This window comes from Halorubrum sp. Atlit-8R, assembly GCF_003666025.1.
GTDB lineage: Archaea > Halobacteriota > Halobacteria > Halobacteriales > Haloferacaceae > Halorubrum > Halorubrum salinarum.
In genome coordinates, this window is sequence record NZ_QPLV01000002.1 from 325,499 (window position 1) to 342,006 (window position 16,508).

19 protein-coding genes are annotated in these 16,508 nt (G+C 70.4%); 7 read left to right on the forward strand and 12 right to left on the reverse strand.

The window, feature by feature from the left end:
• Positions 1–21 precede the first annotated feature (21 nt).
• Entirely contained in the window at positions 22–489 is a 468-nt protein-coding gene (locus tag DVK05_RS07450; protein ID WP_121562750.1) for a hypothetical protein, read from the forward strand.
• Positions 490–553: 64 nt separating this feature from the next.
• On the opposite strand, the gene rnhB is transcribed toward DVK05_RS07450, so the two are convergent.
• From rnhB to DVK05_RS07465, 3 genes are all read right to left on the reverse strand, one after another.
• Positions 554–1,264: a ribonuclease HII gene (gene rnhB / locus DVK05_RS07455; RefSeq protein ID WP_121562751.1), complete on the reverse strand. Its 711-nt coding sequence runs from the start codon at positions 1,262–1,264 to the stop codon at positions 554–556.
• 50 nt (positions 1,265–1,314) lie between these two features.
• Positions 1,315–1,686, reverse strand: a complete 372-nt coding sequence (locus tag DVK05_RS07460; RefSeq protein ID WP_121562752.1) for a 30S ribosomal protein S8e — start codon at positions 1,684–1,686, stop codon at positions 1,315–1,317.
• Positions 1,687–1,804: 118 nt separating this feature from the next.
• Positions 1,805–3,436 carry a TrkA family potassium uptake protein gene (locus tag DVK05_RS07465; protein ID WP_121562753.1) on the reverse strand — a complete coding sequence of 544 codons (1,632 nt, stop codon included), beginning with the start codon at positions 3,434–3,436 and terminating at the stop codon, positions 1,805–1,807.
• Positions 3,437–3,615: 179 nt separating this feature from the next.
• Here DVK05_RS07465 and DVK05_RS07470 point away from each other — a divergent pair, with 179 nt between their 5' ends.
• From DVK05_RS07470 to DVK05_RS07485, 4 genes are all read left to right on the forward strand, one after another.
• Complete coding sequence (locus DVK05_RS07470; RefSeq protein WP_121562754.1) at positions 3,616–4,014, forward strand: helix-turn-helix domain-containing protein; 399 nt, start codon at positions 3,616–3,618, stop codon at positions 4,012–4,014.
• Positions 4,011–4,289 (forward strand): hypothetical protein, encoded by a 279-nt coding sequence (locus DVK05_RS07475; RefSeq protein ID WP_121562755.1) that lies wholly within the window; start codon positions 4,011–4,013, stop codon positions 4,287–4,289. The genes DVK05_RS07470 and DVK05_RS07475 overlap by 4 nt, the downstream gene beginning before the upstream one ends.
• 64 nt (positions 4,290–4,353) lie before the next feature.
• Positions 4,354–5,055, forward strand: coding sequence for a helix-turn-helix domain-containing protein (locus DVK05_RS07480; protein ID WP_053770815.1), 702 nt, complete (start codon positions 4,354–4,356; stop codon positions 5,053–5,055).
• 67 nt (positions 5,056–5,122) lie between these two features.
• Positions 5,123–5,668 (forward strand): DUF1684 domain-containing protein, encoded by a 546-nt coding sequence (locus tag DVK05_RS07485; RefSeq protein WP_121562756.1) that lies wholly within the window; start codon positions 5,123–5,125, stop codon positions 5,666–5,668.
• Between the two features lie 168 nt (positions 5,669–5,836).
• Here the strand turns inward: DVK05_RS07485 and dpsA are convergent, their stop codons facing one another.
• Both dpsA and DVK05_RS07495 read right to left on the reverse strand, forming a co-directional pair.
• A complete protein-coding gene (gene dpsA / locus DVK05_RS07490; protein ID WP_121562757.1) occupies positions 5,837–6,385 on the reverse strand; it encodes a DNA starvation/stationary phase protection protein DpsA in 549 nt (182 codons plus the stop codon).
• A gap of 72 nt (positions 6,386–6,457) precedes the next feature.
• The gene (locus tag DVK05_RS07495; RefSeq protein WP_121562758.1) at positions 6,458–7,300 is read right to left on the reverse strand and encodes a carbon-nitrogen hydrolase family protein; all 843 of its coding nucleotides are present in this window, start codon (positions 7,298–7,300) and stop codon (positions 6,458–6,460) included.
• A 125-nt stretch (positions 7,301–7,425) separates the two neighbouring features.
• Here DVK05_RS07495 and DVK05_RS07500 point away from each other — a divergent pair, with 125 nt between their 5' ends.
• The gene (locus tag DVK05_RS07500; RefSeq protein ID WP_121562759.1) at positions 7,426–7,953 is read left to right on the forward strand and encodes a winged helix-turn-helix domain-containing protein; all 528 of its coding nucleotides are present in this window, start codon (positions 7,426–7,428) and stop codon (positions 7,951–7,953) included.
• Positions 7,954–7,977: 24 nt separating this feature from the next.
• Here DVK05_RS07500 and DVK05_RS07505 read toward each other — a convergent pair whose 3' ends face one another.
• Positions 7,978–9,198, reverse strand: coding sequence for an acyl-CoA dehydrogenase family protein (locus DVK05_RS07505; RefSeq protein ID WP_121562760.1), 1,221 nt, complete (start codon positions 9,196–9,198; stop codon positions 7,978–7,980).
• 199 nt (positions 9,199–9,397) lie between these two features.
• Between DVK05_RS07505 and DVK05_RS07510 the strand changes: the two genes are divergently transcribed.
• On the forward strand, positions 9,398–10,459 hold the full coding sequence (locus DVK05_RS07510; protein WP_121562761.1) for a phosphotransferase family protein: 1,062 nt from the start codon (positions 9,398–9,400) through the stop codon (positions 10,457–10,459).
• Between the two features lie 62 nt (positions 10,460–10,521).
• Here DVK05_RS07510 and DVK05_RS07515 read toward each other — a convergent pair whose 3' ends face one another.
• From DVK05_RS07515 to DVK05_RS07540, 6 genes are read right to left on the reverse strand one after another with little or no spacing between them, the layout of a single operon-like run.
• Positions 10,522–11,310: an SDR family NAD(P)-dependent oxidoreductase gene (locus DVK05_RS07515; protein WP_121562762.1), complete on the reverse strand. Its 789-nt coding sequence runs from the start codon at positions 11,308–11,310 to the stop codon at positions 10,522–10,524.
• The gene (locus DVK05_RS07520; protein ID WP_121562763.1) at positions 11,307–12,956 is read right to left on the reverse strand and encodes a long-chain fatty acid--CoA ligase; all 1,650 of its coding nucleotides are present in this window, start codon (positions 12,954–12,956) and stop codon (positions 11,307–11,309) included. The genes DVK05_RS07515 and DVK05_RS07520 overlap by 4 nt, the downstream gene beginning before the upstream one ends.
• Complete coding sequence (locus tag DVK05_RS07525) at positions 12,949–13,662, reverse strand: ABC transporter ATP-binding protein (protein WP_121562764.1); 714 nt, start codon at positions 13,660–13,662, stop codon at positions 12,949–12,951. Before DVK05_RS07525 ends, DVK05_RS07520 begins: the two co-directional genes overlap by 8 nt.
• Positions 13,659–14,432 (reverse strand): ABC transporter ATP-binding protein, encoded by a 774-nt coding sequence (locus tag DVK05_RS07530; protein ID WP_121562765.1) that lies wholly within the window; start codon positions 14,430–14,432, stop codon positions 13,659–13,661. Before DVK05_RS07530 ends, DVK05_RS07525 begins: the two co-directional genes overlap by 4 nt.
• On the reverse strand, positions 14,429–15,607 hold the full coding sequence (locus DVK05_RS07535) for a branched-chain amino acid ABC transporter permease (protein ID WP_121562766.1): 1,179 nt from the start codon (positions 15,605–15,607) through the stop codon (positions 14,429–14,431). Before DVK05_RS07535 ends, DVK05_RS07530 begins: the two co-directional genes overlap by 4 nt.
• The gene (locus tag DVK05_RS07540) at positions 15,604–16,497 is read right to left on the reverse strand and encodes a branched-chain amino acid ABC transporter permease (protein ID WP_121562767.1); all 894 of its coding nucleotides are present in this window, start codon (positions 16,495–16,497) and stop codon (positions 15,604–15,606) included. Before DVK05_RS07540 ends, DVK05_RS07535 begins: the two co-directional genes overlap by 4 nt.
• Positions 16,498–16,508 lie beyond the last annotated feature (11 nt).

Here is a 16,508-nt window from a genome sequence, read left to right on the forward strand (position 1 = left end):
TCGCGGCGCCTCCCGGTAGCAATGAAGCTCACACGCGGTCCACTCGTGCTCGCCGTGGCGCTGCTGGTCCTCGTCGCCGCCACCGGCGGCGCGGTCGCGCAGTCGTCGGGCGACGACCTGTACGAGTCCTTAGAGGAGATGGTGCCGACGTACAACGACAACGTCGACGGCATCAACCTCGGGCCGATCAACCTCGCCGGGACCAGCAACATCTACGTCGAGGACGGTGACTCCACGGTCACTTACTCGGTGACGATGGACGACCAGAACCGCATCACCGGACTGTCGGAGAGCCCGAGCGACGACGCCGTCAGGAAGATAACGACCGACCGTGAGACGATCCAGGGGATCGTCGACGCCGACGACCCGGCGACAGCGTTCCGGGACGCGGTCGCGAACGACGACATCGTCATCAGCGGCGAGAGCGGCCAGCCGATCGAGCAGATCAAGTGGGCGGTCATCAACGCGTTCAAGGGATTCTTCCTCTGACGCGGCGGTGAATCCCGCGGCGCCCGCGCGGCGGTCGGACCTCGATTTTTCCTCGGCGCGGCGGTCAGAACTCGTCGAGCGCCGACTGCTCGGCGGCGGCGAGCGCGTCCTCGCAGGTCGCCCACGACGCTCGCGCACAGCCCGGCAGCGCCCCGTTGTCGCCGACGTACGCCGCGAGGAACGCCCTGGTGGCCGGGTCGCTCGGGTAACCGCTGCCGAGGTCGTCGTACGCGGGATACGCGGCGTCGATCGCGGCCATCGCGGCGTCCCGCTCCACCTTCGCGACGACGCTCGCCGCGCCGACGACGGAGTCGTCCTCGTCGGCGCCGTGGGCGGCGGTCACGTCGACCGACGGGACGCGGTCGGCCCCCGCGGCGGAGTCCGCCTCGCCGCCCTCGGCGACGAAGCGCGCGAGCCGCTCCGCGAACCGCTCCTCGCTGGTGTCGCCCGCGTCGGCGACGACGCGGACCGGTTCGGCGACCTCCGGGGGGCGGTCGGCGAGCGCGGCCCGGACCGCCCGCGCCTGTCCGCGGACGGTGAGCGTGTTCATGTCGGTGTCCGGCCGGTCGATCTCGGCGGGCTCGACGCGGGCGACGCCGACGGCGACGGCCGGGTCGTCTCGGAGCGCCGCGGCCAGCTCCTCCCGCCGACCCGGCGCGACGCGCTTCGAGTCGTCCACGTCGGCCGGCAGGCTCTCGGGGTCGGCGATCACCGCCGCCGCCACCATCGGTCCCAGGGCGGGCCCCTTGCCGGCCTCGTCGACGCCGAGGTACACGCGTGGCTGGTGGGCGTGCGGGGGGAAATACCTTCAGAAAGGGCGCGGGCTCAGTCGAGCAGGACCGCGTTGACCTGGCCGGTCTGTCCGGGGCGGGAGGTGACGCGGGCGCGGCCGGCGGACGTCTCGATGATTGCGCCCTTGGTCACGATGTTCCGGCGGGCGTAGTTGACGTTCGCGGGGTTGTCGACGACGTTCTCGATCTCGGCCTCGTTGACCTCGCCGTCGTCGGCGACCTGCGCGACGTTCGTCGAGAGCGCGCGGACCTTCTTGTCCGTGCCGCGGGAGTCGATGTACTGGAGTCGCGTCTCGCCGACCGTGGTCTCGGCGGGCTCGCGGCCGAGCTGGTGGCGCTTCTTGTTCGAGGCGTGCTTGAGTCGGCCGCCGGTCCGCTTGCGCGCGGAGCGTCCCTGGTCTTTCATACGGGTACGAACAGCCAGCGAATACTTGAAGCGTTCGACTCGGCCCGGCGGGAACGGTCGCGCGGGCGGGATCGGCGGCGGAGGCGGGGACACGGGCGAGACCTGCGGCACGGACCGGTCAGGCGAACGCGCGCTCGAACGACCGGACCCCCTCGTCGGTGCCGGCGAGGACGAGCTCGTCGCCGCGCTCGATCCTCGTCTCGGGGCCCACGTCGGTGATGAGGTCGCCGTCCCGCTCGATGGCGATGACGGTACAGCCGGTGGTCTCGCGGACGGCCGCCTGCCCGACGGTCCGGCCGGCCAAGACCGACGCCTCGCTCCTGACGACCTCGACGTGCGTGTCGAGCGAGAGCACGTCGCGGTCCGTGAACACGGCCGATGCCGACATCCGCCCGGTCACCGTCGACAGCGAGAGCACGTAGTCGGCGCCGGCGCGGTGCATCTTCGGCACGCTCTCCGGGTCCTCGACCCGCGCGAGCAGCTCCACGTTCGGCGCCAAGTCGCGGACCACGAGCGTCGCGAACTCGGCGGTCGTGTCGTCGGGGAGCGCGAGGACGACGGTCCGCGCGTCGGTGACGCCGGCCTCCCGCAGCGTCTCCGGGTCGGTCGCGTCCCCGACCACGTCGATCGCCTCCCCGTCCTCGCGGTCGACGACTGTCACCGGGACGTCGCCCGCTTCGAGGGCGCTCGCGACGGTCCGTCCGACCTGCCCGTGGCCCACGACGACGGTCTCGCCCGCGCCGAACCGGCGGGCCGCCGAGTTGGTCAGGTCGACGAGCCGCTCGACCTGTTCTTCCGTCCCCGAGACGAGGAGGACCGTTCCGGCGGACAGCGTCGCGTCCGGCGGCGGCGCCGCCTCGAACGAGCCGTCGAACCACGCGCCGATCACGTCGACGCCGGTGCGCTCGCCGATGGCGCTGCCGGCGAGCGTCGACCCGGCGAGGCCGCTCCCGTGGTGGACCGATATCTCCGCGATCCGCAGGTCGCCGACCGCGACCGCCTCGTCGAGGTCGGTCCGGAGCGCGGTCGTGACCTTCGAGGCGAGGCGCTCGCCGAGCAGCGACCGCGGGGAGAGCACCTCGTCCGCGCCGGCGAGCCGGTGGTACCGCTCGCGGCTCGGGTCCTCGACGACGCTTATCGCGCGGACGTCCGTCGACAGCTCCTTCGCCGCGAGGACGATGCTCGCGTCCACGCGGTCGGAGACGTCGGTGACCAGGGCGCGCGCCGCCCCGAGGCGTGCCCTCTCGAGCCCCTCGGTCGTCTCGGGGTCGGCCCGAACCACCCTGTGGCCCGCCTCGTACAGCGCCAGCGCCCGGTCCGGATCGCGCTCCACGACGGCGTAGGGGACATCCTCCGACTCGAACTCGTCTAAGAGCGCGTCGGAGCGCGTGGTGTCGGACGCGACGACGACGTGTCCCTCCAGGTCCGACTCCAGCGACCGCGGGACGCTCGTCGCGAACGCGGACTCGAGGAGCGGGGTCGCGACGACGGGGAGCGCCCCGAAGATCAGCGCCATCCCGACGAGGTCCATCACGGCGATGTACGCGTTCATCTCGGGGCTCCGCCACGGCGCGTCGCCGCCGAACCCGGTGGTGGAGAACATCTCGACCGCGAAGCGGAACGACTCGATCAGGGTCCGCGGGTCATTCTCGTACGCCCGCATCCCGTACTGATACGTGACGGCGGTGAACGCTATCATCCCCCCGAGGAAGACCGCGTACAACACGACCCGCCGCTTCCACGTGTCCATCGGCCCGCGGTACGCCGCGGCCGTACAAAAACGGGCGGCCTCGGGCGGGCCGACTTCCGCGTCGCGCGGAGCGACCCCTGCGACCGGTTCCGGGCGGTCGCCGGCCGCGCCCTCGTGCGATCGGTCGCCGCTCGGACCGAAGTTCGATGGTTTAAGTTCCGGGGGCCGAACCGTCAGGCATGGTGCGGGACCCATCGCGAGAGCCGGAGCCGCCGTCGGTCGACGAGGTGCTCGACGCGCTGGCCGACGACGCGGCCCGTCGGATCGTCGCGGCGCTCACCGAGCCGAAGACCGCGAGCGAGCTCTCCGAGGAGTGCGACATCCCCCTGTCGACGACCTACCGGAAGCTGGAGAAGCTCACCGACGCCTCCCTGCTCTCGGAGTCGACTGACATCCGGCGGGACGGGCAGCACACGACGCGGTACTCGGTGTCGTTCGACGCCGTCACCGTCTCCGTCGACGACGGCGCCGACGGCGACGCGGACCGCCGCGAGTTCGACGTGGAGTTCTCTCGGCCCGAGCGGACCCGAGACGAGCGACTGGCCGACCTGTGGTCGGAGCTACGAGAGGAAACATGAACCCCTACATCGACCTGACTATCATCGTCGCAAAGACCGCCATCCTGGTGCTCGGTGGCAGCATCACCTACTACGCGCTCCGCGCGTACGACCGGACCGGCGACCGGTCGCTGCGCGAGCTGGGCGTCGGCTTCGGCATCGTCACGGTCGGGGCGCTGCTGGGCGGCGTCTCCCACCAGATCATCGGCGCGAACCTGACCGTCGGCATCGCCATCGACGGCCTCCTCACGGCGGTCGGGTTCGCGGTCATCGTCTACTCGCTGTACCTGGAGTGAGTCGAGGGCGTTCGACGCCCGACGAACGGTACCCTTTTGCGGCGCTCGGCCGTCCGTTCACGCCATGAGCGACGCACGTGAGGAGCTCTCCCGCCGGATCGCCGGCGAGATAACGCTGAGCGACGACCCGGGGGCGACCCTGCGGAAGTGGCGGACCGACTTCGACGTCTCGCAGACGGAGCTGGCCGACCAGCTCGGCGTCTCCTCGTCGGTCATCTCCGACTACGAGAGCGGTCGCCGGGAGAGCCCGGGGATCGGCGTCGTTCGCCGCACCGTCGAGGGGCTGCTCGACATCGACGAGCGCCGCGGCGGCGGCCGCCTCCGCCAGCACGCCCGGGTGCTCTCGGCCGGGTTCGAGAGCGACATCGTCCACGACCTCCGCGAGTACTCGACGGCGGTCCCCCTAGAGGACTTCTACGAGGCGATGGGCGCGACGGAGATCGTCCGCGGCGACCACGACCACGTGAACGGCCACACCGTCATCGACTCGATCCAGGCGATCACGCGCCTCTCCAGCGAGGAGTTCTACCGGCTGTACGGCCAGTCGACGAACCGCGCGCTCGTGTTCACCCGGGTGACGCGCGGCGAGTCGCCGCTCGTGGCGCTCCGGGTCGTGAGCCCGACCCCGAACGCGGTCGTGCTCCACGGCATCGAGGACGGCGACCTCTGGGACCACGCCGCCGACCTCGCCCGCGTCGACGGCGTCTCGCTGGCCACGTCGAACCGCGACCTCGACGACTGCCTCGCGGACCTCCAAGCGCTGTGAGGGCGTCGCGAGCCGGGAGGGCGGCCGAACCGCGGCCCTGAAACCGCCGGCGCCCGTCGGACCGGCCATGAGCGAGGACTACGCCGAGCGGCTCCGCGCGAACCGACGGGAGAAAGACGAGTTCTTCGACGAACACCCGCAGTCGCCGATCCCGCCGGAGGACCGCGACGAGTTCGACGGGCTCGACTACTTCCCGCCGGACCCGGACTACCGCGTCGAGGCGACGGTCACGGTCCACGACGACCCCGAGCCGGTCGAGATGGAGACGACCGCGAGCAACCCGGTCCGGTACCTCCGGGTCGTCACGTTCGCGTTCGACGTCGACGGCGAGGAGCACACGCTCGCGGGCTATCGACAGGAGGGCGACGACGGCGCCATCTTCGTCCCCTTCCGCGACAAGACGACCGGCCAGCAGACGTACTACCAGGGGCGGTACATGGAGCTGGAGCCCGAGGGCGACCTCGAGGACGGCGACGCCGTCACGATCGACTTCAACCTCGCGTACAGCCCCTTCTGCGCGTACAGCGACACGTTCTCCTGTCCGCTCCCGCCCGAGGAGAACTGGCTGGAGATCGTGATCCCGGCCGGCGAGCGCGCGCCGGACCTCGGCTAATCGGGAGCGCGGTCGGGGAGAGCGCGGTCGGCGGAAGCGCGGTCGCCGCGAGCGCAGTCAGTGGAGGCGCAGTCAACAGAAGCGCGGCCGGCGGCGCCGCTCGGCAGTGTGGAAAAAGCGGAGAATCTGAGATCCGGAACGGCCCGGAAGCGGTCCGCCGCGGTCGGCTTATTCGAGCGTCTCGCTCGTGACGAGGGTGTCGTCCTCGAGGTAGTGCTCGATGTGGTGGCCGTGTTCCTCGACGTCGCCGAGGATGTCGCGGAGCTGCTCTTCGGTGTTGTAGTCGCCGAGGTTGTTGGCGAGCTGGATGTGCTCCCGGAGCTGCTCGGTGATGTCGCCGAACATCTCGAGGTCGTGTTCGAGCGACGTCCGGATGTCGTAGGCGTCGGCGTCCTCGGGGGTCACCGGCGCGTGCTCCTCGTAGTTCGCGCCGCCCGAGAGCGGCACGCCGCCGAGCGCCTGCGCGCGCTCGGCGAGCACGTCGGCGCCCTCCTCGAGGTCGGCCGCGACCTCGCCGAGGTACTCGTGGATGTCGAGGAACTCGGCGCCCTCGACGAGCCAGTGGTGCTTTTTGATCTGGTGGTAGAGCACGTACGTCGCCGCGAGGTCGCTGTTGAGCGCGTCGACGAGCTGTTCGGCCTTCTCCTCGGGGACGCGGAGCGCTTCGCTCTCGTGAACGTCGCCGTATCGCTGACGGGCCTGCTTCTGGGTACTCATTTCGTCTCAGTATAGACGCGCGACCCACTTAATAGTTCCTACTGAGAAAACTACTTTTTCGACATAAGAAAATTATTTTCTATTTTTGCCGATAGCGCCGACGAGGTCTCGCTGCGCGGCGAGCGTGTCGCGGTCGAGCGTCGCGGTCAGCGTCGCCGGGTCTCGGCCGAGCTCGGTCGCGACCGCGCCGTCCGGGCGTGCGACGAGGGAGTTGCCGGCGTACGCCGCCTCGTCGGGCGCGCGCCCGCCGCCGGAGCTCCCGGTTCGGCCCGCCCCGACGACCCACCTGACGCCGTCGAGCGCGCGGGCGCGGCACAGGAGACGCCAGTTGGTGACGTGGTCGGCGGGCCACGCACCGACGACGACGAGCGCGTCGACCGCGCGCTCCGCGAACCACGCGCTCTCCGCGACGAAGTTGAGGTCGTAGCAGGTCAGCAGGCCGGTCGGTCCGGCGGCCGTCTCGACGACGACGCGGTCCTCGCCGGGCTCGACCCACGCGGTCTCGTCGTCCCACAGGTGTCGCTTGCGGTAGACGGCGAACCGGCCCGGGCCGTCGCCCGTCTCGCCCGTCGGCCCGGTGTTCGCGCCGCGGTCCGGCGGCGGAACGTACGCGGTCGCGTTGTAGACGCTCCCCTCGTCGCGCTCGGCGTAGCCCGCGATCACCGCCGCGTCCGCCGCCCGCGCGACGGATTCGAGTCGCTCTCGGGCGGCGTCGCGGGAGAGCGCGGCCTCGCGGAGTCGCTCGTCGGCCGCGAACCCCGTGAGCGCGTACTCGGGGAAGACGGCGAGGTCGACCCCGCTCGGCAGGTCGGCCGCTCGGCGCCGGAGCCGGTCGGCGTTCGCGTCGACGCGGAGGTCCTCGACCGGGACCTGCGGGACGGCGACTGTCGGGTCGATAGCGGATCGGTCGCTCACGGAGTCGCCTTTCGCGCGGGCGACCAATAACGTCCGGACTCCGGCGCCGGACCCGCTCTGCCGAACGCCGCCGCGACCGCAGCCCAAATACTGATTACCGTGACGCCTCCACTCGTACGGAGGGAATGCCTGAGAAACAGCAGCGTCCCGACTGGAACCTCTCCGAGCGGGACACGATCATCCTCCGGGAGCTCGCTCGCGACCCGCAGCTCACCTCTCGCAAGCTGCGGGACCTCCTCGAAGAGAAGCACGACATCGACGTCTCCCACGTGACCGTCAGCGAGTCGATCCGGCGAATGCGCGAGGACGGCGTGTTCCGCGAGGCGCTCGTTCCCAACGAGGAGAACCTCTTCTTTTCGCTGTTCGAGTTTCAGTTCAATCCGGAGGGGTTCGAGGACAACTGGCGGGAGGCGCTCGAACACATCCGGTCGAGCCGTCACACGTTCATGTACTTCCTCTCGGACGGCGACTACCAGTGGAAGACCATCATGATGTTCGAGGACCGCGAGCAGGAGTCGAAGTGGATCCACGCGTTCTACAAGGAGTACGGCGAGCTCATCACGAACCTCCGCAACTCCGTCGTGACGAACGTCCTCAAGTTCGGGACGGATCCCGAACTGTTCGAGGTGTTTCAGGAGGACGCCGACGACTGAGACGCACCGGGGCCACGCGCCGGATCAGTCGAACTCGCCGAACCGAGTGACGGCCTCCAGCTCCTCCGTCGGCGGGTCCTCGAACGCGTCGCGCGCGATCGACCGCCGGTGGACCTCGTCCGCGCCGTCGACGAGCCGGAACTGGCGGACGTTCTCGTGGAAGCGCGCGATCGGCAGGTCGTAGGCGATCCCGTTGCCGCCGCAGAACTGGAGCGCGTCGTCGATCGCCTCCTGGACCACGTTCGCCGCGAACGTCTTCGCCATCGCCACCTCGATGCGCGCCTCGTGCCCGTCGGCGATCCGGCCGGCGGCGTGCCGCACCATCGTGCGGGCGGCGTGGAGCTCGGTGCGGCGGTCGGCGATCCGGAACCGCGGCACCTGCTTCTCCGAGAGCGGCTCGCCGAACCCCTCCCGCTCCGAGAGGTAGGCGGTCGCGATGTCGAGCGCGCGGTCGGCCATCCCGGCGTACCGCATACAGTGCGTGAGCCGCGCCGGGCCGAGCCGCTGTTGGACCAGCGTGAACCCCTCGTTCTCCTCGCCGAGCGTGTTCTCGACCGGGACCCGAACGCCGTCGAACCGGATCTCGGCGTGCGTCGTCCCCACCAGCCCCTCGCCGAGGTGCGGGATGTTCCGGACGACTTCGACGCCGTCGGCGTCCGCGGGGACGAGGATGACCGAACAGCCCGCGTACGGGTGCGCCTCCCGATCGGTCCGAGCGAACGTCAGGAACACGTCGGCGTCGACGCCGCCCGTCGTCCACCACTTGTGGCCGTCGATGACCCACTCGTCGCCGTCCTTCTCGGCGGTCGTCTCCAGCATCTTCGGGTCCGACCCCCCGCCCTGCATCGGCTCGGTCATCGCGAACCCGGAGTCGATCTCGCCGGCCGCGAGCGGGCGGAGCCACCGCTCCTTCTGGTCGTCGGTGGCCGCTATTTCCAGGGTGTGCATGTTCCCCTCGTCGGGCGCCGCACACCGGAGCGCGGTCGGGCCGAGCAGGCTCCGCCCCGCCTCCTCGAACACGGGCAGCATCTCGCGGAACCCGAGCCCCAGCCCGCCGTACTCCTCGTCGACCTGCGGGGCGTAGATCCCCCTGTCGCGCGCGGCGTCGCGCAGCGCCTCGACCTCCGCCGGGGGGATCGGCCCCCGACCGAGCCACTCGCGCTCGACGGGGAGCACCGTCTCCTCGACGAACTCCCTGACGGCGTCCGCGACCTCGGGTCCGCGTCCGATGTCGTCGTACTCCATACCGATCACTGTTTAGCAATGTAAATAGAAGTTCCGGACAGATTCCCCAAAAATCTATAATACGAGAACACGAACGGATTTCTACCACAGATTGATTTACAATGTTAGTCGATCCTCCCACGACGAATAAAAGCCGTTCGGGCGGAGGCGGCTCGGGTGCGGTCGCCTTCGGCCCGACTCGGACGGAGGCCGATCGGCCGTGACCGACTACCTCGATCGGCTGGTCGACGACGACGCGCTCGGCGCGTACCTCGCGCGGGAGTTCGGGCCGGCGGACGCCTTCGCCGTCGAGCGACACGCGGAGGGCCACTCGAACGAGACGCTGTTCGTCACGTGGGGCGAACGCGAGCTTGTGATCCGGCGGCCGCCGCCCGGCGAGACGGCCGACACGGCGCACGACGTGCTCCGCGAGCACCGCGTCGTCGACGCGCTGGGTGACACCGGCGTCCCGGTTCCCCGGACGCTGCGCGCCTGCGACGACTCGTCGGTCCTGGGGAGCGACTTCTACGTCATGGAGCGCGCGGACGGCGACGTGCTGCGCGACGCAGAACCGCCCCGGTTCGCCGGCCCGGTCGCCCGCGAACGGATCGGGACCGAGCTCGTCGACACCCTCGCGTCGGTCCACGCGGTCGATTACGAGGCGGTCGGACTCGGCGAGTTCGGGCGACCGGAGGGGTACACGGCCCGGCAGGTCGAACGCTGGACGGACCAGCTCGAGTGGGCCTTCGGGACGACGGAGTCGGTGCGCGAAGTCCCCGACCTCGTCGCCGTCGGGGAGTGGCTCGCCGACAACGTCCCCGACGACCACCCGGAGACGCTCGTCCACGGCGACTTCAAGCTCGACAACGTGATGTACGGGCCCGGGACGCCGCCGGAGGTCGTCGCCGTCTTCGACTGGGAGCTGTCGACGCTCGGAGACCCACTCGCCGACCTCGGCTGGCTGCTGCTGTTCTGGTACGACGAGGGCGATCCGGACCCGGCGATGCCGGACCTGATGTCGACGTTCACCGCCCGCGAGGGGTACCCGACACGCGCGGAGCTGATCGACCGCTACGAGGCGGCGACGGGGCGCGAGTTCGCCCACGAGCGGTTCTACCGCGCGCTCGCGGCGTACAAGATGGCCGCCCTCGGCGAGATGTTCCTCGCCCGGCACCTGAACGACGACAGCGACGACCCGCTGTACCCGAAGATGGAGACGCAGGTCCCCGAACTGGCGGCGCGAACGCTCGCGTACGTCGAGGGCGAGACGGAGCGCCTATAGCCGCGGGGTCGGCGTCCCGCTTCCCGGCTGGCGGTTACCGGGGCGGCGGTCCCCGGGGCGGCTCACCGCGCCGTCCAGCCGCCGTCCGCGGCGAGCGTCTCGCCGGTGACGAAGTTCGCCGCGTCGCTCGCGAGGAAGACGACCGGGCCCGCGATCTCCGTCGGCTCCGCGAAGCGGTCGAGCGGCGTCCGGTCGAGGATCGACTGCCGGAGCCGCTCGTTCTCCTGGAGCGTCTCGGTCAGGTCGGTCGCGACGTAGCCGGGGGCGACGGCGTTGACCCGGACGGTCGGCGCCCAGTCCATCGCCGCGCTCTTCGTCAGCCCGACGAGCCCGTGCTTCGACGCGACGTACGGGTGCTGTCTCGGCAGGCCGACCTCGCCCGCCACGCTGGCGACGTTGACGACGCTCCCCTCGGCCTCCCGGAGGTGCGGGCCGGCGGCCCGGAGCGTCCGGAACGCGCCCCGCAGGTTCACGTCGAGGACGCCGTCGACCGCGTCGGACTCGATCTCGGCCGGGTCGCCGAGCGCGTCGCCGGGGTTGAACCCGGCGTTGTTGACTAAGACGTCGAGCGAGCCGAACGCCTCGACGGTCTCGTCGACGAGCGACTCCACGTCGGCGTCGTCGGTCACGTCGGCGGGGATCCCGCGGGCTTCGACGCCCAGTTCGCGGGCCTCGTCGGCGACGGCCTCGACCTCCGAGGCCGTCCGCGCCGAGGGGACGACCGTCGCCCCCGCGGCGGCCATTCCGAGGGTTATCGCGCGTCCGATCCCGCGCCCGCCGCCGGTGACGACGGCGACCTTCCCCGAGAGGTCCGGGAGCGCGTCGCCCGGCGTCGGGTCGTCGCCGGTCATGCTCCGCCTCCGTCGCCCGGCGCGTACGGGAGCTCCGGGTCCTCGACGTCCTCTCGGAGCGTCTTCTTGTCGAACTTCCCGGTCGCGGTCTTCGGGATCTCCTCCCGGAAGCGGACGTCGTCCGGGAGCCACCAGCGCGGGAACTCCTCTTCGAGGAAGGATCGAACGGCCTCGACGTCGAGCTCGCGGCCCGCCTTCGGCACGACGAACGCCAGCGGGCGCTCCTGCCAGCGCTCGTGCGGGGCCGCGATCACGACCGCCTCGGCGACGTCGTCGTGCGCCATCAGGGCGTTCTCCAGCTCGATGCTGGAGATCCATTCGCCGCCCGACTTGATAACGTCCTTGGCGCGGTCGACGACCTCGATGTAGCCGTCCTCGTCGACGGTGGCGATGTCGCCGGTGCGGAGCCAGCGCGCGCCCCCGTCCTCGGCCGCGACGAAGTCCGTCTCGTTGGCATCCGGGCGATTGTAGTACTCGCCGACGACCGTCGGCCCCCGGACGAGCAGCTCGCCGAACGCCTCGCCGTCCCACGCGACCGGCTCGCCGTCGTCCCCGACGACCCGCATCTCCAGCCCGGGCGAGAGCAGCCCCTGCTTCGCCCGCTTGTCGAGGGCCGCCTCGCGGTCGCCGTCCGCGGTTCCGGAGGTCGGCCGCGACACCGAGCCGATGCTCATCGTCTCGGTCATCCCCCACGCGTGTTCGATGGTCACGTCGTGTTCGTCCTCGTACCGGCGCATCACCTCGCGGGGCGCCGCGCTCCCGCCGACGACGATCCGCTCCAGCGAGGAGAGGTCGCCGCCGTGTTCGTCGAGGTGATCGAGCACGTCGATCCAGACCGTCGGGACGCCCGCCGTCAGCGTGACGCCCTCGGACTCGATCAGGTCCACGAGGTCCGCGGGGTCCGGGGACGGCCCCGGGTACACCTGCTTCGCGCCCGCCATGGTCACGGCGTACGGGAACTCCCACGAGTTCACGTGGAACATGGGGACGACCGGCATCACCACGTCGTCCTCGGCGATGTCGAGCGCGGCGGGCGTCATCACCATCATCGCGTGGGCGTACAGCATCTTGTGCGTGTACTCGACGCCCTTCGGCTGCCCCGTCGTCCCGGAGGTGTAACACATCCCGGCCGGGTCGTCCTCGGAGAGCGGCGGCCACGACGCCGTCGGCTCGGCGTCCGCGATCAGCTCCTCGAACGCCGACAGCGGCAGGTCCGACTCCGTCTCCGGCACCGCGTCGTCCATGACGACGACCTCGCGGACGCCGTCGATCCGGTCCCACAGGCGGTCGAGGATCGCCACGGCCTCGCGGTCGGCGATCAGCACGTCGTCCGCGGCGTCGTTGACGATGTACTCAATGTTGTCGTCCTGGAGCAGGAGGTTCACCGTGTGGAGCTGCGCGCCCGAGAGCGGGACCGCGTAGTACGCCTCCAGGTGTCGGTGCGTGTTCCACCCGAGCGTCCCGACGCGGTCGCCGGGCTCGACGCCGAGGTCGTCGAGGGCGGTCGCGAGCCGACGGACGCGGTCGCCGAAGTCGGCGTACGTGTACCGGTCGGTCCCGTCGTGGGTGCGGGAGACGACCTCCGTCTCCGGGAAGAGCCGCGTCGCCCGCCAGAAGAACGGGCGGAGGGTGAGCTCCTCAGGCATCGGCGGTCCCCACGGAGAGGTACGTCTCGAGGAGGTCCTCGCGCTCCCGGATCTCCTCGACGGTCCCGTCGAAGACGATCTCGCCGGTGTCCATGATGTACCCTCGCTCGGCGAGCCCGAACGCGAAGTCGACGTTCTGTTCGGTCAACAGGACCGTGACGTTCTGGTCGACCACCGTCTGGACGATCTCTTCGAGGTCGTCGACGATCACCGGCGCGAGCCCCTCGGTCGGCTCGTCGAGCAGCAGCAGGTCGGGCGCCTGGACCAGGGCCCGAGCGACCGACACCATCTGCTGTTCGCCGCCGCTGAGGTTCCGTCCGTTGCTGTCCCGGAGGTCGTCGAGCGCCGGGAACAGCTCGTACATCTCCTCGACCGGCCGCGGGTCGCTCGCGAGGTTGTGCGCCAGGCGGAGGTTCTCCTGAACGGTCAGGGTGGGGAACACCCGCCGGTCCTCGGGCACGAGCGAGATCCCGAGCCCGTTGATCTCGTCGGATGACAGCCCCGTGATCTCCTCGCCGCGGTACATGATCGACCCGGACCGCGGCGGCGAGGCGCCGACGATAGAGCGCATCGTCGTCGTCTTCCCCGCGCCGTTTCGCCCGAGCAGCGTCACCACTTCCCCCTCGTCGATCTCCAGCGAGACGCCGTGGAGGACGTGGCTGTTGCCGTAGTACGTGTTTATGTCGTCGACCGTGAGTATCGTCATACGCTGTCACTCCCTAGGTACGCTTCCGTCACTCGCTCGTCCGCCAACACGTCCTCCGGCGTCCCGTCGGCGAGGATCGACCCCTCGGCGAGCACGACGATCCGGTCGGAGATGTCGGTGACGACGTCCATGTTGTGTTCCGTCACGACGAACGTGGCGTCGAGGTCCGCGTCGAGCTCCCGGATCAGCGAGACGATCTCGGAGACCTCCGCCGGGTTCATCCCCGCGGTGGGCTCGTCCATCAGGAACACGTTCGGCTCGATGGCGAGGGCCAAGGCGATCTCGACGGTCCGCTTCTCGCCGTGGCTCAGCGTGTCGCAGGCCGCGTCCGCGATGTCGGTCAGCCCGGTGAGCGCCAGCAGCTCCTCGACGTCGGCCTCGACCGACTCGTCGCCGGTCGCCCGCGAGCGGAAGTCGAGCCGGGACCCGTCGTGGCTGATCCGGGCGACCCGCACGTTCTCGCGGACGGTGAGCCCCTCGAAGATATTCGTGATCTGGTACGACCGGGAGAGCCCCGCCTGCGCCACCTCGTGCGGCTCCGCGCTGGTGATGTCGGTCAGGTCGTCCCCGTCGCCGCTCCGCAGCCAGATCGACCCGGCCGTCGGCTGGAGCACCCCGGTCAGCAGGTTGTAGAAGGTGGTCTTCCCGGCCCCGTTGGGGCCGATAATGCTGGTGATCGCGTCGTCGTCGATCTCGATGGAGACGTCGTCGACGGCGGTCAGTTCCCCGAACTGTCTGCGGAGATCTTCGGTCTTGAGTACGGTCGTCACGAGGCGTCACCTCCGTCCGTCTGCGCGTTGTCGTCGCCCGATTCGGCCGCTTCGCCCGGCGCGGTCGGCTTCGCGTCGGCGTCGAGGGCGCCGCCGCCCCCTCGGTCCGACCCGCCGGCACCGCCGTCTCCGACCAGCCGATCGCGGAGCAGGTGGAGGCCGCCGACGGCCCCCTGCTTGAAGAACAGCACGACGGCGATGAGCAGCGCGCCGAAGAACAGCTCCCAGTACGCTTCGAGCGCCGGGAACCGGCTGATCGCCCACCGGATGTACAGGAAGACGAACGCGCCGACTATCGGCCCGGAGAAATAGGTCGCGCCGCCGATCACGGTGGCGATGACCGCGATCGCGCTGGTCGACCAGTGCGTGAGCCCCGGGGACGCGACGCTCGCGAGCCCCGCGCGCAACACGCCGGCGACGCCGACGATCATCGCCGAGAGGATGAACGTCATCCAGCGGTGGTGTCTGACGTCGATCCCGAGCGCGGCCGCGCGGTCGGGGCTCTCGCGGATCGCCTTACAGACGGTTCCGAACGGGGAGTTGACGACGCGCCAGACCCCGTACGTCGCCGTCACCACGGTGACCGCCGAGATGACGTAGTAGACCCGCCGGCCGCCGACCGGGACGCTCGCACCGCCGAGGTCGACGGTCCCGAGCAGAACGATGATCCCGTCGGTCCCGTTCGTCAGCCCGGCGGGGTCCTGAATGATAAGCGAGTAGCCCAACATCCCGAACGCGAGGGTGATCAGCGCGAAGTAGATCTCTTCGAGCCGAACGCTGAGCCACCCGACGGGGAGGGCCACGACGACGACGAGCGCGAGCCCGACGACGCCGCCGACGACGAACGTGACGAGCGGCGAGATCCCGGCGCCGACGACGTCGGCGATCACCGGGCCGAGGTCCCGCAACACGATCGCGATCCCGTACGCGCCCCCCGCGTAGAACAGGCCGTGACCGAACGAGAGCAGGCCCGTGTAGCCGTACAGCAGGTTGAACCCGAGCGCGAACAGCGCGACGACGAGGAAGTCGGTGAACAGGTACACCTGGAACGGCGGCCCGAACGCGATCAGGACCAGCGCGACGGCGCAGAGGAGGCCGAACCGCTCGCGGGTCCACCCCTCGGCGACGGCCGAGCCGAACCGGCTGACCCGGCCGCCGGTGTCGGTCGCGCTCATTCGCCGATCCCCCCGAACAGCCCCTCCGGACGGATCAGGAGCACGATCACCATCGCCAGGAACGGGATCGCGATGCTGCCCGCGCTGACGAACTGCGGGCCGAGGCTCTGCATCATGCCGATGAGCATCGCGCCGACGAACGCGCCGCCCATGGAGCCGAGCCCGCCGATGACCACGACGATGAACGCGTCGATGATCACCTGGTCGCCGAGCGCCGGGCTGGTCGCCTGGAGCGGCGCCGACAGCGCGCCGCCGAGCCCGGCCAACACGCTGCCGAGGAAGAAGACCCCGGTGTAGAGCCGCGGCACGTCGACGCCGAGCATGGCCGCCATCTCGCGGTCGGAGGACGTCCCCCTGACCAGCGATCCGAAGTACGTGCGCGTGATGAACAGCCAGAGCCCGATCAGCACGGCGACGGCCAGGCCGATGACGACCAGCCGGTAGGCGTTGAACGTGCTCCCGCCGAGCGACACGGAGAAGTTGAACACGTCCGGGGGATCGATCGAGTAGGAGCCCGACCCCCAGACGAACCGGACCGTCTCGTGGATCACGAGCACGAAGCCGAACGTGACGATGAGCTGGTCGAGGTCCGAGTCGACCCGCTCGTACAGCCGGCGGATCGCCGAGAGCTCGATCGCGGCGCCGACGACGCCCACCGCGAGGGCGCCCGCGAGCGCGGCGACCCAGAAGTTGTCGACGACGTTCGAGACGACGGCGAGGGTGACGTACGCCCCGAGCATGTAGAACCCGCCGTGCGCGAAGTTGAGCACGCCGAGCACGCCGAAGATGAGGCTCAGCCCGACGGCGATCAGGAAGAGGCGGCTGCCGAGGCTCAGCCCGATGACGACGTCGGAGATACCGATCAGCGGAACGAGGGATGTGAGACTCATGGGGATCGCGA

Excerpts from the sequence above, each read along its gene's own strand:
- DVK05_RS07450 (WP_121562750.1), top strand. The coding sequence starts at position 22 with ATGAAGCTCACACGCGGTCCACTCGTGCTCGCCGTGGCGCTGCTGGTC.
- DVK05_RS07460 (WP_121562752.1), bottom strand. The coding sequence starts at position 1,686 with ATGAAAGACCAGGGACGCTCCGCGCGCAAGCGGACCGGCGGCCGACTC.
- DVK05_RS07465 (WP_121562753.1), bottom strand. The coding sequence starts at position 3,436 with ATGGACACGTGGAAGCGGCGGGTCGTGTTGTACGCGGTCTTCCTCGGG.
- DVK05_RS07470 (WP_121562754.1), top strand. The coding sequence starts at position 3,616 with ATGGTGCGGGACCCATCGCGAGAGCCGGAGCCGCCGTCGGTCGACGAG.
- DVK05_RS07475 (WP_121562755.1), top strand. The coding sequence starts at position 4,011 with ATGAACCCCTACATCGACCTGACTATCATCGTCGCAAAGACCGCCATC.
- DVK05_RS07480 (WP_053770815.1), top strand. The coding sequence starts at position 4,354 with ATGAGCGACGCACGTGAGGAGCTCTCCCGCCGGATCGCCGGCGAGATA.
- DVK05_RS07485 (WP_121562756.1), top strand. The coding sequence starts at position 5,123 with ATGAGCGAGGACTACGCCGAGCGGCTCCGCGCGAACCGACGGGAGAAA.
- dpsA (WP_121562757.1), bottom strand. The coding sequence starts at position 6,385 with ATGAGTACCCAGAAGCAGGCCCGTCAGCGATACGGCGACGTTCACGAG.
- DVK05_RS07500 (WP_121562759.1), top strand. The coding sequence starts at position 7,426 with ATGCCTGAGAAACAGCAGCGTCCCGACTGGAACCTCTCCGAGCGGGAC.
- DVK05_RS07505 (WP_121562760.1), bottom strand. The coding sequence starts at position 9,198 with ATGGAGTACGACGACATCGGACGCGGACCCGAGGTCGCGGACGCCGTC.
- DVK05_RS07515 (WP_121562762.1), bottom strand. The coding sequence starts at position 11,310 with ATGACCGGCGACGACCCGACGCCGGGCGACGCGCTCCCGGACCTCTCG.
- DVK05_RS07520 (WP_121562763.1), bottom strand. The coding sequence starts at position 12,956 with ATGCCTGAGGAGCTCACCCTCCGCCCGTTCTTCTGGCGGGCGACGCGG.
- DVK05_RS07525 (WP_121562764.1), bottom strand. The coding sequence starts at position 13,662 with ATGACGATACTCACGGTCGACGACATAAACACGTACTACGGCAACAGC.
- DVK05_RS07535 (WP_121562766.1), bottom strand. The coding sequence starts at position 15,607 with ATGAGCGCGACCGACACCGGCGGCCGGGTCAGCCGGTTCGGCTCGGCC.
- DVK05_RS07540 (WP_121562767.1), bottom strand. The coding sequence starts at position 16,497 with ATGAGTCTCACATCCCTCGTTCCGCTGATCGGTATCTCCGACGTCGTC.